The 12505-nt window shown below is 64.5% G+C and carries 14 protein-coding genes; 9 read left to right on the forward strand and 5 right to left on the reverse strand.

Annotation, left to right across the window (positions count from 1 at the left end):
* Positions 1-14 precede the first annotated feature (14 nt).
* The 3 genes from AC07XB_RS23335 to AC07XB_RS23345 all read left to right on the forward strand — a co-directional run bounded on the left by AC07XB_RS23335 (position 15) and on the right by AC07XB_RS23345 (position 2311).
* Positions 15-1172, forward strand: a complete 1158-nt coding sequence (locus AC07XB_RS23335) for an acyl-CoA dehydrogenase family protein (protein ID WP_492375756.1) — start codon at positions 15-17, stop codon at positions 1170-1172.
* Positions 1173-1241: 69 nt separating this feature from the next.
* Positions 1242-1481: a DUF2789 domain-containing protein gene (locus AC07XB_RS23340; protein ID WP_492375736.1), complete on the forward strand. Its 240-nt coding sequence runs from the start codon at positions 1242-1244 to the stop codon at positions 1479-1481.
* 188 nt (positions 1482-1669) lie between these two features.
* The gene (locus AC07XB_RS23345) at positions 1670-2311 is read left to right on the forward strand and encodes a hypothetical protein (protein WP_492375757.1); all 642 of its coding nucleotides are present in this window, start codon (positions 1670-1672) and stop codon (positions 2309-2311) included.
* A gap of 102 nt (positions 2312-2413) precedes the next feature.
* Here the strand turns inward: AC07XB_RS23345 and cyoD are convergent, their stop codons facing one another.
* The 4 genes from cyoD to cyoA all read right to left on the reverse strand — a co-directional run bounded on the left by cyoD (position 2414) and on the right by cyoA (position 6329).
* A complete protein-coding gene (gene cyoD, locus AC07XB_RS23350; protein ID WP_492831493.1) occupies positions 2414-2788 on the reverse strand; it encodes a cytochrome o ubiquinol oxidase subunit IV in 375 nt (124 codons plus the stop codon).
* A complete protein-coding gene (cyoC, locus tag AC07XB_RS23355) occupies positions 2785-3387 on the reverse strand; it encodes a cytochrome o ubiquinol oxidase subunit III (RefSeq protein ID WP_043354234.1) in 603 nt (200 codons plus the stop codon). The genes cyoD and cyoC overlap by 4 nt, the downstream gene beginning before the upstream one ends.
* 3 nt (positions 3388-3390) lie before the next feature.
* Positions 3391-5367, reverse strand: coding sequence for a cytochrome o ubiquinol oxidase subunit I (cyoB, locus tag AC07XB_RS23360; RefSeq protein ID WP_174425386.1), 1977 nt, complete (start codon positions 5365-5367; stop codon positions 3391-3393).
* Between the two features lie 80 nt (positions 5368-5447).
* Positions 5448-6329, reverse strand: coding sequence for a ubiquinol oxidase subunit II (cyoA, locus tag AC07XB_RS23365; protein ID WP_492831494.1), 882 nt, complete (start codon positions 6327-6329; stop codon positions 5448-5450).
* Between the two features lie 306 nt (positions 6330-6635).
* Here cyoA and AC07XB_RS23370 point away from each other — a divergent pair, with 306 nt between their 5' ends.
* The 4 genes from AC07XB_RS23370 to AC07XB_RS23385 all read left to right on the forward strand — a co-directional run bounded on the left by AC07XB_RS23370 (position 6636) and on the right by AC07XB_RS23385 (position 10720).
* Positions 6636-8039: an aminotransferase-like domain-containing protein gene (locus AC07XB_RS23370; RefSeq protein WP_492831495.1), complete on the forward strand. Its 1404-nt coding sequence runs from the start codon at positions 6636-6638 to the stop codon at positions 8037-8039.
* A 171-nt stretch (positions 8040-8210) separates the two neighbouring features.
* Complete coding sequence (locus AC07XB_RS23375; RefSeq protein WP_492831496.1) at positions 8211-9068, forward strand: ABC transporter ATP-binding protein; 858 nt, start codon at positions 8211-8213, stop codon at positions 9066-9068.
* Positions 9069-9074: 6 nt separating this feature from the next.
* On the forward strand, positions 9075-9911 hold the full coding sequence (locus AC07XB_RS23380; RefSeq protein WP_492374515.1) for an ABC transporter permease: 837 nt from the start codon (positions 9075-9077) through the stop codon (positions 9909-9911).
* Between the two features lie 5 nt (positions 9912-9916).
* Positions 9917-10720: an ABC transporter permease gene (locus AC07XB_RS23385; protein ID WP_492831497.1), complete on the forward strand. Its 804-nt coding sequence runs from the start codon at positions 9917-9919 to the stop codon at positions 10718-10720.
* Between the two features lie 84 nt (positions 10721-10804).
* On the opposite strand, the gene AC07XB_RS23390 is transcribed toward AC07XB_RS23385, so the two are convergent.
* Entirely contained in the window at positions 10805-11242 is a 438-nt protein-coding gene (locus tag AC07XB_RS23390; RefSeq protein WP_492831498.1) for a hypothetical protein, read from the reverse strand.
* A gap of 184 nt (positions 11243-11426) precedes the next feature.
* Between AC07XB_RS23390 and AC07XB_RS23395 the strand changes: the two genes are divergently transcribed.
* Positions 11427-11978, forward strand: a complete 552-nt coding sequence (locus tag AC07XB_RS23395; RefSeq protein WP_492831499.1) for a DUF1484 family protein — start codon at positions 11427-11429, stop codon at positions 11976-11978.
* Positions 11979-12155: 177 nt separating this feature from the next.
* Positions 12156-12491, forward strand: coding sequence for a DUF1484 family protein (locus tag AC07XB_RS23400; RefSeq protein ID WP_416051915.1), 336 nt, complete (start codon positions 12156-12158; stop codon positions 12489-12491).
* Positions 12492-12505: the final 14 nt, after the last annotated feature.

Here is a 12505-nt window from a genome sequence, read left to right on the forward strand (position 1 = left end):
GGCAAAGCAAGATGATGGACTTCAGTTTGACGCCCGTTCAACGGGAGCTGCAGGAGCGCACCCGCCAGTTCATTGCGGACCAGGTCATGCCGATGGAGCGCGATCCGCGGCAAACGGCGCACGGCCCCACCGAGGATCTGCGCGCGGACCTGGTGGACAAGGCAAGGGCGGTGGGCTTGCTGACACCCCACGCCAGCACGCAGGCCGGAGGCCTCGGGCTTTCGCACCGGGACAAGGCCATTGTCTTTGAAGAGGCGGGCTACTCGCCGCTGGGGCCGATCGCGATGAATATCCATGCGCCGGACGAAGGCAATATCCACCTGATGGAGCTGGTCGCCACGCCGGAGCAGAAGGCGCGCTGGCTACATCCCCTGATCCTTGGGCACACGCGCTCGTGCTTTTGCATGACCGAGCCGGCGCCAGGCGCGGGGGCCGATCCGTCGATGCTGCAAACCACGGCGGTGCGCGATGGGGACCATTTCGTGATCACGGGCAGGAAGTGGTTTATCACGGGCGCCACCGGCGCCACCTTCGCCATCATCATGGCACGGATGGAAGACGGCACCGCCACCATGTTCCTCGCTGACATGAACCAGGCCGGTGTCGAGATCGAGCGGCAGATGGACGCGCTCGATACGTGCTTCACGGGTGGGCATGCCGTGGTGCGCTTCGATGGCCTGCGCGTTCCCGAGCGCGACGTGCTCGGCAAGCTTGGGGAAGGATTCCGCTACGCGCAGCTGCGCCTGGCCCCGGCGCGGCTGACGCACTGCATGCGCTGGCTCGGGGCGGCCCGGCGCGCGCATGACATTGCGGTCAACTATGCGCGGCAGCGCCTTGCGTTTGGCCGGACCCTGGTGGAGCATGAGGGCGTGGGGTTCATGCTGGCCGACAACGAAATGGATATGCACACCGCGCGCTTGACCATCTGGCACTGCGCCTGGGTGCTGGACCAGGGCGAGAAGGGGCGCGACGAGTCTAGCCTGGCCAAGGTGTACTGCTCGGAGGCGTTGTGGCGGGTGGTGGATCGTTCCGTGCAGGTGCTTGGTGGCAGCGGGGTGACGGACGAAACCATTGTTGCGCGCATCTTCCGCGACATGCGCGCCTTCCGGATCTACGATGGTCCCTCCGAGGTGCATCGCTGGAGCATGGCCAAGCGGATAGCGCGGGGCTGAGGCGGTTTCAGCGCGCAGGGTCGAACATTGATGCAGTGATGTGTCTTCACCAAAGGAGGTACGCTCGCCGTGGACAATTCCTTCCACCATTTTTCCGAGTTGTTTGCGCAACTCGGCCTGCCCGCCGACGATCAGGCGATCCGTGAATTCCTGGCCGCGCATTCTCCCCTGGCCCCCGATGTCGTGCTTGCGGACGCCCCGTTCTGGACGCCCGCGCAGGCCACGTTGCTGCGGGAGGAAATCCTGGAAGATGCTGACTGGGCGGAAGTGGTTGACCAGCTGAATGCGGCGCTGCGGGTGCCAGGCTAACGCCCCGGCGGAATTCGACTCTGCTCTGCTCCAAATAGCGTACTTCTGCTCCTGTTCTGCATTGTTGCGGTGCGGCAACATCCCCTGGACGCGCGTCATTGTCGACGCCAGGGGAAACCGCCGCAGCCATGAAGTACCAGTTATTTGTATTGGCCGGATGTCCGGCCTGCACCGCGCTTGAACTGTGCATGCGAGACGCCGGTCTCGCCTATGACCGCATCGTGCTGGCGTCGCCACGCCACGCTGCCGATGTGCTGGTTCTGCTTTCCGAATCCGATCCGCGTTGTCCGGCTTTGAGCATGGGCGAGCAAAGCGCAAGCGGCCTCGCGGCTTGCCTTGCGCTTCTCGGCCAGGGGCATCCCGAAGGTGTCTCGCTTGCACCGCCGGCTTTCACCGCCGCGGGCAAGGAACTGATGGATGGCGTGCTTAGTGGGCGTGTGCTGACGGCCAGGAATGAGCGGGCGTTCCTGCTCGCGCTCGGTGCGTTGCGTGCTGCCGTCCACGCATGGGGCTGTGCGATGCCGGCGGCGCTGCGCCGCATCGGCCTGTTCGTGCCTTACCTGGACCTGAGAATCGCGGATGGCCTGTCTGGCGGGAAATTCAGGCTTGCCGGTGAGTTCGGCGCTGACGAAAGCGCGCTGGCGTCCATGGCCAATCGCTTGCCGGCCGGGTTTGAAGACGCCTACCTGGACCGTCTCAGAAGGGGCCGGAGCTGGGTCTATTGGGAAGGGGGCGCCAGCATGCTTGGCGACCGGACCACGCGGTTTCAGAACATCCGCCACTGGCCCGCGGCCAGCCGCACGGCGGCCGCCGGCAGCCTGCTTTTCTAGTCATTCTATCTAGTCATTCGCAAGCACGCCGCCTGACGGCGGCGCGTGGCCGGCCCCCGCCGAGGGGGCGGCCACGCCATGGTGCCCTTGGCGGCCGTGGTGCTAGTCGCGCAGACGCGCGCGTTCCGGCGACATATCCATCGGCATCATGTTGACGTTCGCGTTATGCATGACCCACAGCGAGCCTGCCACGATGATGGCGATCAGCACCCCGGTGCACACGAAGATTGCCGTGTTCATGCGCTGGTCCGCGGACGTCCCGATGTGCAGGAAAAACACCAGCTGCACCACCAGCTGCGCAACGCAAAGCACCACGATGGCGGCAAGGCCCATGCCCTTGGGCACGAACCCGCCCATCACCGCGCCGAACGACGCGAGGGTGAGCACCAGCGACAGCGCAAAGCCGATCGCATAGCCTTTCAGGCTGCCGTGCGCGGCATGTGCCGCGGATCCTGTGTGGAGATGGGCGGTCTTCATACAAACTCTCGCAGATAGACAAAGGTGAACACGCAGATCCAGATCAGGTCCAGGAAGTGCCAGAACAGGCTGAGGCAGGCCAGGCGGCGCCGGGTCACGCCATCCAGGCCGAAGGACTTGACCTGGTGCATCATGACCAGGATCCACAGCAGGCCGCAACTCACGTGCAGGCCGTGGGTGCCCACCAGGGAGAAGTAGGCAGACAGGAACGCGCTGACGCCCGGCCCCGCGCCGGCATGCAGCAGCTCGGCAAACTCATACAGCTCCATGGCGATGAAGGCCGCGCCAAGGAGGAACGTGATGCCCAGCCATTGGATGACCTGGCGCTCCCGCCCGGGCTGCATGTTCAGCATGGCCACGCCGAAGGTGAAGCTGCTGATCAGCAGCAGCATGGTTTCGCCGAGCACGAACGGCAGCTCGAACAGCTCCCGGCCGCTCGGGCCGCCTGCCGTATTGCCGGCGAGCACCCCGAAGGTGGCGAACAGCACGGCGAAGATCAGGCAGTCGCTCATCAGGTAGATCCAGAACCCCAGTGTGGTCTTGGATCCGTCGTCGTGCGCGACGTGCTCGTGCGTGTTGTGAATGACTGTGTAGCTCATGGGTCAAGCCGCCTTGCGTAGCTGCGCATAGCGCGCGTTTTCGATGCGTTCGACTTCGGCCGCCGGGACGTAGTAGTCCACGTCGCGGTTGTAGGTCCGTGCGATGAAGGTGCCGATCACACCCAGCAGGCCAAGGCCCGCGATTGCCCACATGTGCCAGACGAGCGCGAAGCAGAGCACCAGGCCGAACGCCGACACGATCACGCCCGCGCTGGTGTTCCTGGGCATATGGATGTCCTCGTAGTGGGCTGGCCGCACATAGGCGCGCCCCGCCTCCTTGTCATCCCAGTGCTGTTCCAGCGAAGTGATGTGCGGCACATGGGCGAAGTTGTAGAAGGGGGCCGGCGATGCGGTGGCCCACTCCAGGCTGCGGCCATCCCACGGGTCGCCGGTGAGGTCGGGGTTTTGCTTGCGGTCGCGCACGCTCACGGCCAGCTGGATGAGCAGGGCGACGATGCCGGCGCCGATGATCACGGCGCCGCACAGCGCCACGATCAGGTAGGGCTGCCAGTCGGCGTGCGTGTAGTGGTTCATCCGGCGGGTCATGCCCTTGAAGCCGAGCACGTAGAGCGGCATGAAGGCCAGGTAGAAGCCCACCAGCCAGCACCAGAACGAGATCTTGCCCCAGCGCTCGTTCAGGGTGAAGCCGAACACCTTGGGGAACCAGAAGCTCATGGCGGCCAGGCAGCCGAAGATGACGCCGCCAATGATCACGTTGTGGAAGTGCGCGACCAGGAACAGGCTGTTATGCAGCAAGAAGTCCGCGCCGGGCACGGCCAGCAGCACGCCCGTCATGCCGCCGATGGCAAAGGTCACCATGAAGCCGATCGTCCACAGCGTGGACGAGTGGTAGCGGATGCGGCCGCGATACATCGTGAACAGCCAGTTGAACAGCTTCACGCCCGTCGGGATCGAGATGATGGTTGTCATGATCCCGAAGAAGGCATTGACGTTCGCGCCGGAACCCATCGTGAAGAAGTGGTGCAGCCAGACGAAGAACGACAGGATGCCGATGGACGAGGTGGCGTACACCATCGACTTGTAGCCGAACAGCGGCTTGCCGGAGAACGTGGAGATGATCTCCGAGAAGGCTCCGAAGCACGGCAGGATGAGGATGTAGACCTCCGGGTGTCCCCAGACCCAGATCAGGTTGACGTACATCATGGCGTTGCCGCCAAGCTCATTGGTAAAGAAGTGCATGCCCAGGTAGCGGTCGGCGGTGAGCAGCGCGAGCGTGGCGGTCAGCACCGGGAACACGGCAACGATCAGGATGTTGGTGATCAGCGCGGTCCAGGTGAACACCGGCATCTTCATCAGCGTCAGGCCCGGGGCACGCATGCGCAGGATGGTGACGATGAAGTTGATCCCGGTGAGCGTGGTTCCCAGGCCCGATATCTGTAGTGACCATATGTAGTAGTCCACCCCCACCGTCGGGCTATATCCCAGCTCGGACAACGGTGGATAGGCGACCCAGCCCGTGGCGGCAAAGTCGCCGACGAACATCGACATCATCACCAGCACCGCGCCCGCTGCCGCCAGCCAGAAGCTGAGCGAGTTGACGAACGGATAGGCTACGTCGCGCGCGCCGATCTGCAGCGGCACGATGACGTTCATCAAGCCGAGGATGAACGGCGTTGCCACGAAGAAGATCATGATCACGCCGTGGGCGGTGAAGATCTGGTCGTAGTGGTGTGGAGGCAGGTAGCCGGCCGCATCGCCCACAGCGATCGCCTGCTGCGCGCGCATCATGATGGCGTCGGCAAAGCCGCGCAGCAGCATGACCAGCGCCATGATGATGTACATCACGCCGATGCGCTTGTGGTCGACCGAGCAGATCCACTCGGTCCACAGGTATTTCCATTTGCCGAAGTAGGTCACGGCGCCGAGCAGCGCGACGCCGCCCAGAATGACGGCGGCCAGCGTACCCATGATGATGGGCTCATGGTACGGAATCGCCTCGAGGTTCAGTTTGCCGAACATGGATCAGTGCTCCGTGGCCGCGGCGCGGTGGCGTTGTGTGTGTGGCATGCAGTGCATGTGTTTCGGATTCATTGGCTTCATCAGTTGATGGCCAGCGGGGGGCTTTGGGCTGTGCATACGTCGCCAAGCGCATCACCACGCGTATTACCGCGCATATTGGCGCGCATATCGCTATGCATGTACTTGTTGACGATGTTCTGGAACAGGCCGGGCGCAACGCCCGCGTAGACCGTCGCCGGCTCCTTGGTGCTCGGCAGCTCCAGCGTCTTGTAGGCCTTCTCGTCCAGCGTCAGCGGCGACTGCCTGGCCTGCCGTACCCACGCGTCGAACGCCTCGCGCGAGGTGGCCACGGTGTCGAAATGCATGTCGGAGAAGCCGGGGCCGCTGTAGGCCGCGGACATGCCCGCGTAGGTGCCGGGCGTGTCGGCGATCAGGTGCAGCTTGGTCTGCATGCCGGCCATGGCATAGACCATGCTGCCGAGCTGCGGGATGAACAGGGAGTTCATCATCGATTCCGCGGTGATGCTGAAATTGATCGGCGTATCGACCGGGATGGGCAGCCGGTTGACCGAGGCGATACCGTAGTCCGGGTAGATGAACAGCCATTTCCAGTTCAGCGCCACGGCTTCGACGCGGATGGGCTTGACGGTCGACTCCAGCGGCTTGTAGGGGTCCAGCGAATGCGTGGTGTTCCAGATCAGCACCGCCAGGCCGGCCACAATCACGCACGGGATGGTCCAGATGACCACCTCGATCCGCGTGGAGTGCGCCCACTTGGGCGCATACGTTGCCTTGGTGTTGGAGGCGCGATACCGCCAGCCGAAATACAGCGTCAGGAAAATGACGGGCACGACGACCAGCAGCATGATGAACAGCGAGACCAGGATCAGCGTCTTTTCCTGATGCCCGATGTCGCCCTTCGGGGATAGCAGCTCCAGCTGGCAGCCACTGAGAAGGAGCATCGCTGCTCCACCGAGGAACAGTCCCGCATGGCGGAACCCTCCCTTGCAAGCATTCAGCCAAGCGCTGGATTCTCGCCGGACAGCAGCGTCTGCCCCGGCATTTGAGTTACGCATAAGACACACCTTAGTTATGCATCACATAACCGGCGCGCGCGTCGGGACTGCCTGCCACGGCACGCTGGAAACCATCGCGAGAGAGGGGATTCCGCCGGACTGGCGGGAAACGCATACAAAGCGTTAAATGTATGGATTTGTGTGATGCTGCGGCGCATGATAATGTAAGACAAAGGCCATACATAAAGCAAAATGCATCAGAGTAAATCCATACAAGATAACGGCGCCGGTCCCGGCTGGGCCGCCGCCTTCGTGCGCGGCGAGGGCGCGCGCTACCAGCAGATCGTTGGCTTCATCGAGCGCGCGGTCGGGGACGGGCGCCTGAACCCCGGCGACCGCCTGCCGCCGCAGCGCGAGCTGGCCAGGCAGCTCGGGGTGGATCTCACCACGGTGACGCGTGCGTTCACCGAGGCCAAGCGGCGCAACCTGATCGAGGCGCGCGGGGCGCTGGGCACCTTCGTCGCCCCGCCAAAGGTCGAACTGGCACAGATGGTCGACCTGAGCATGAACGTGCCGCCGCCGCCCGCCGGCGTGGATTTCCATGATTTGCTGCAGCGCGGGCTGTCGCAGGTGCTGCTGCGCTCCGATGCGCACCTGCTCATGACCTACCAGCTTGGTGGCGGCAGCAGGGCGGACCGGGCCGCCGGCGCCATGTGGCTCAAGCCGGTGCTGGAGTCGGTCAGCCCGCAGCAGCTGATTGCCTGCCCCGGCGCCCAGGCCGCGCTGGCGGCGCTGATCCTCACGCTCACGCAGCCCGGCGACGCCATCCTTGCGGAGCCGCTGACCTATCCCGGCCTGCGCGCGGCGGCCGAGCAGCTCGGGCGCCGCGTGGTGACGGTGGCCACCGATGACGACGGCATGCGGCCCGATGCGATGGAGCAAGCGTTGCGCGAGCATGGCGCACGCGCGATCTACCTCAACCCGACCATCCAGAACCCGACCACGCGGACCATGCCCGCGCACCGGCGCCGCGATGTCGCGCTGACCGCGCAGAAGTGCGGCGCCTGGATCATCGAGGACGATCCTTACTGGCTGCTCGGCAGCGACGCGCCGCCGCCCGTGGCCCACTTTGCGCCGGGCCAGGTCTACTACGTTGCCACGCTGTCGAAATGCCTGAGCCCGGGGCTGCGGACCGCCTATATCCGCCTGCCCGAAGCGCGCAGCCGGGCGGGCGTGCTGGCCGCGCTGCGCTCCTTCGCGCTGATGTCCACGCCGCTGTCGACAGCCCTGGCCACGCAGTGGATTCACGAAGGCTCCGCCGCGCAGTTGCTGGCCGGGATCCGCACCGAAGCCTTCGCGCGGCGAGAGCTTGCACGGCAGTTGCTGTTCAGCGCGGACCAGGCACCACCCAGCGGCATACACGTCTGGCACAACTTGCCGAGCTACTGGACTTCGCTGGCGCTGACGCAGGCCGCGCGTGCGGAGGATCTGCGTGTTACCGCTTCCGATGCGTTCTATGCTGGCCCCACGCCGCCCAATGCGATCCGCATCTCGCTGGGAGGTGTCGAGACGCGTGCCCATCTTGCTGCTGCGTTGAAGAAGCTGGCTGAGTTGCTGGTGCGCAGGCCGCAGGCGTCGCGGGAGATTGTGGTTTAGGGGGAGTTTTTTGGGTCTGCGCCGATCTGCGTGGCGAAGTGAGGGTCTCAAGACGACGCCAGGCGGAAGCACCGTGGCCGCAAGATCGGAAAGGTTGGGGTGTGGGGTGGACCGCCGATCACACTTCATGTAAGCTTGCCCGCCCTCTTTGCGCCGCCATACCGCGCCGCCATGCCCCAGATCATCGTTAGTCGTCTACACAAGACCTACCGCATCCACGAGCGCGACCCGGGCGTGCTCGGTGCGCTGCGTGCACTGATTCGGCCGCGCTATCGCACGGTCGATGCGCTGGCGGGGGTGTCATTCGAACTGCAGCGCGGCGAACTGCTGGGCCTCATTGGCCCAAACGGCGCTGGCAAATCGACCACCATCAAGATCCTTGCCGGTATCCTGCGGCCCGACGGCGGCCGCGTCGAAATCGACGGGCGCGTCCCTTTCGCCGACCGCGAGCGGCACGTGGCACGCATCGGCGTGGTGTTCGGGCAGCGCACGCAACTTTGGTGGGATCTGCCGGTGGGCGACGGCTTCGCGCTGCTGCGCGACATCTATCGGGTCGACCCGGTGCGCTTTGCCCGCACGCGCGACGAACTGGTCGCGCTATTGCATCTCGAGCGCCTGCTTGACCAGCCGGTGCGCCAGTTGTCGCTGGGGCAGCGCATGCGGGCGGAGATAGCGGCGGCGTTGCTTCACGAACCCGACATCCTCTTCCTGGACGAGCCGACAATCGGGCTCGATGCGCCCACCAAGCTCGCGGTCCGTGACTTCGTGCGGCGCGCCAACCACGAACGCGGCACCACCGTGTTACTGACCACGCACGACATGCATGACATCGAGGCGCTGGCCAAGCGTGTGATCGTGATCGGCCACGGCCGCGTGCTGGCCGACTGCGCGGTCGACGCGTTGCGGTCCCAGGTGGTGGCTGCGCGCCGATTGGATGAGGGCCTGTCAGCGGACGCGGAAGACGAGGGTATGACCATCGAGGCCGTCATCGCGCGCTTCTACGCGATGCACGGCGCGGTCGAGGCCTAGTCCATGATGGCGCCGCGCGAACTCCTGCGTCCCTATCTCGCCGCGTTCAGATCCCGGTTCCTGCAGATGCTGCAGTACCGGGTGGCGGTATACGCGGGCTTCGTTACGCAGTGCTGGTGGGGGGGAATCAAGATCATGGTACTGGTGGCGTTCTACCGCAGCGCGGCGGCGGCGAGCGCGCCGCTGTCGCTCGCGCAGGCCATCACCTACACGTGGTTGGCCCAAGGCTTGCTCGCACTGCTGCCGTGGATGGGCGACCCCGAGGTGGCGCAGGCGGTGCGCACCGGAGCCGTGGCATACGACCGGCTGCGGCCGGTGAATGCCTATGCGCTGTGGTTTGCACGCTCGGCCGGCTGGACGGCGGCGCGCGCGCTACCGCGTGTGGCACTGATGCTGGCCTTTGCTGGCATTGCGCTGCCAATTGCCGGGCTGGGTGAATGGGCCTGGCAGCCGCCTGCCGGACTGGCTGCGGGCTTGGGCTTCATCGCTTCGGTGCTGCTCGCGCTGCTGCTGTCCACATCGCTGGTGATGCTGCTCAACATCGCGGCGGCAGCCGCGCTCAACGAACGCGGCATCAATACGCTGGCGGGACCCGTCGTCATCGTGTTCTCCGGGAACCTGCTGCCTCTGGCACTACTGCCCGACACCTGGCAGACCGTGCTGCTGGTGCAACCGTTAGCGGGCGTGATGGATATTCCGGCGCGGATCTATTTCGGGCAGCTGGGCGGCGCGCAAATGCTCTGCGGGCTGGGCCTGCAATGCCTGTGGATCGTGCTGCTAGTGACCGTTGGCCATGCGGCCATGGGACGCACGATGCGCCGGCTCGACGTGCAAGGCGGCTGAGGCGAATGGGCTCCCTGGCATTGTTCGCCCGCCTCGTGATGGCTTCGCTGAGCGGCCAGGCACGCTATCCGGCCTCGGCGCTGTTGCTTACGGTGGGGCAGTTCCTCGTCACCGGAGTCGAGGTGGTCGCGGTCTGGGCGCTGTTCCACCGCTTCGGCGACGTGCAGGGTTGGAGAATCGGCGAGGTAGCGCTGTTCTACGGGCTGGTGAACTGCATGTTCGCCATCGCCGATGCCCTGGGGCGCGGCTTCGACGTGCTGGGCACGGCGTTGTTGCGCACCGGCGAATTCGACCGGTTGCTATTGCGGCCTCGTCCCCTGGCTCTGCAATTGATGGGGCACGACGTCCGCATCAGCCGTCTGGGGCGCTTGTTGCAAGGGCTGATGGTATTGGCTTTCGCAACGGTGCAGGTGGGCATCGCGTGGACACCGGGATCCATCGCCATCGCCCTGTTTGCGGTCGCAGGCGGCGTGGCGCTGTTTCTGGGCATCCTGGTACTGCAGGGCACGCTGTCCTTCTGGACCATCGAGAGCCTCGAGGTCGCCAACGTCCTGACATACGGCGGCGTACAGGCGACGCAGTATCCGCTGGCTCTGTATGCGCAATGGTTCCGGTACGTGCTGACCTTTGCCGTGCCACTGGCCTGTGTCGCCTATTACCCCGCGCTGACCATATTGGGCAAGGCCGATCCACTCGGTGCGCCTGCCTGGACAGGGCTGGTGTCGCCGTTGGCGGGTTTCGTTTTTCTCCTGGCGGCTTTCGGCGCGTGGCGTGTCGGGCTGCGCCACTATGCCTCGACCGGCAGCTAGTGGATCGTAACTACAACAAACAGCCGAAACCCGTGAAATGGAGATATTTCGATCCTTCTCGGTGAATTACTTCCAATTTAAACGTTACGGCCCACTAGTCAGCTCGACGAGTTGCCGCGCAAACGCGGCGCTCTCCTCGGGCGTCTTTCCACTCTCAAGGTGCTCGTACACCAAGAGCACGATCTTGGCGCGCCGTTCAGCCGGCACATGCTGCTGCGTGGCCGCAAGACTCCGCTCCACCTCGCTTAACGCCGAACCGAGTCGGCTGGCATCCATCGCTGCCGTCGCACGATTCGACGGCAGCCGCGCATCGTTTGCCAGCATCGGGCCGCTTCCCGTCAGCAACCAGTGCCCGTTCACGCCAGTTGCCTCGACGATCGCTGTCAGCCGCTTGGCTTTGGGGTCCGACTCGCCAGCGAGATAGTATTCCAGCGTCCTCCTCGGGATGGCCGCCCTGCGGGCAAGTTCATCGCCACTTCCAGCTATCTCTGCGCATTGCCGAAGCCGATCAACGAGCGACATGTCCTTGCTTTTTCCTCAAGTTCTAAGATGAGGGGAGGGCGGTCGAACTGGTCGAGCGCCGGCTCAGCTCACTAGAAATAATCAAATAAATCAACGGTGTACAGCGACCGCTCCCTCACGCATGGAGAGGGGTGGATGCACATAGCCATATTTGGCTTGTTTTTATAGCCAAATATGGCTAACATTGATTTCCATAGACACCCGGGACACCGCGACGGTCGACACCTTGTGTTGTGCCGGCAGCGCTGCCCCAACCGCAAAACGCGACGATTCGGCGTGCCAGCATCTCTACATCAATAGATGGCCCTTCTCAGGTCGTCTAGCTGCCCGCAATCGCGCCGATGCCCAGCCCGAACAGGGCTACATCGCGCCGCATTCTGCACCGGATGCAAGCCGCGAAAGTCTATCAGACACGCAGATCCTCACGGGCGAGGCGCCCGTCCAACAATCGGCCGACGTGCTCGCGCGCATCGCCTCACATGCCGCGGACACGCTGCCACTGATGGAGTCGTTGATGTCAGAGTATGTAACCGAGACTGACCGCGCAGCCTTACGCGAAACCATCCACCAATCCTGCCATGACCTCCTGCGCGTCAGCGCGGGCCTGGAATCCCTCCTGCTCCTACTGGAGCTACAGGCTGACGAGCACGCCGCCAACAACGGTCTGCATGCCTTGCTGGCTCCGCTGAAGCAGCAGTTGGACCAAGCAGTGAACCGCGTGCAGGCGCTGTACTGAGCCACGCCTGTTCCCCGCACCTGCACCGCGGGCCGCAAGGCCGCAGGCGGTGGGGATACGCACGCCTATCAGCACAACAACTCACCGCTGCCTCGTGCGGGGACGATGGTCGCCAACGCTGCCCCTCGAAACTCTGATTTCCAGGATCGTAGTCAGATCACAAAACAGGAGGTACCCATGACCGCCCGCCAACGTCGCCCGCGCACCGCTGCCGAAGCACGGGAAGCCGCCATGGAGGCCAGGCTGATCGCCGAGCCCTTGCTGCCGGACAACGAAGCGGATCCGCGCCGCGAGCCTACCCATCAAGGCTGCCACGAACTGCTGCGCATCAGCGCGCATCTGGAATCTGTCATCACGCTGCTGAACCTGCACGCGGGCGATAGCCGCCTGCATGCCTTGCTGACACCGCTAAAGCAGCAACTGGACCAGGCATTGAGCCGGTGCAGACGCTGTACCCGGGCCTGCGGGGTTCGTTCTCGATCAGCGCTTGCGTCGCCGCGCGCTGAGCCGTAACTGGCGGGGGCCTG

This window comes from Cupriavidus sp. GW821-FHT02F09 (genome assembly GCF_059421605.1).

Bases quoted from the DNA above. Each gene is read 5' to 3' on its own strand.
- AC07XB_RS23380 (WP_492374515.1), top strand. From the start codon at position 9,075: ATGGCGCCGCGCGAACTCCTGCGTCCCTATCTCGCCGCGTTCAGATCC.
- AC07XB_RS23385 (WP_492831497.1), top strand. From the start codon at position 9,917: ATGGGCTCCCTGGCATTGTTCGCCCGCCTCGTGATGGCTTCGCTGAGC.
- cyoD (WP_492831493.1), bottom strand. From the start codon at position 2,788: ATGAAGACCGCCCATCTCCACACAGGATCCGCGGCACATGCCGCGCAC.
- cyoC (WP_043354234.1), bottom strand. From the start codon at position 3,387: ATGAGCTACACAGTCATTCACAACACGCACGAGCACGTCGCGCACGAC.
- AC07XB_RS23370 (WP_492831495.1), top strand. From the start codon at position 6,636: ATGCATCAGAGTAAATCCATACAAGATAACGGCGCCGGTCCCGGCTGG.
- AC07XB_RS23335 (WP_492375756.1), top strand. From the start codon at position 15: ATGGACTTCAGTTTGACGCCCGTTCAACGGGAGCTGCAGGAGCGCACC.
- cyoB (WP_174425386.1), bottom strand. From the start codon at position 5,367: ATGTTCGGCAAACTGAACCTCGAGGCGATTCCGTACCATGAGCCCATC.
- AC07XB_RS23375 (WP_492831496.1), top strand. From the start codon at position 8,211: ATGCCCCAGATCATCGTTAGTCGTCTACACAAGACCTACCGCATCCAC.
- cyoA (WP_492831494.1), bottom strand. From the start codon at position 6,329: ATGCTCCTTCTCAGTGGCTGCCAGCTGGAGCTGCTATCCCCGAAGGGC.
- AC07XB_RS23345 (WP_492375757.1), top strand. From the start codon at position 1,670: ATGCGAGACGCCGGTCTCGCCTATGACCGCATCGTGCTGGCGTCGCCA.
- AC07XB_RS23390 (WP_492831498.1), bottom strand. From the start codon at position 11,242: ATGTCGCTCGTTGATCGGCTTCGGCAATGCGCAGAGATAGCTGGAAGT.
- AC07XB_RS23400 (WP_416051915.1), top strand. From the start codon at position 12,156: ATGACCGCCCGCCAACGTCGCCCGCGCACCGCTGCCGAAGCACGGGAA.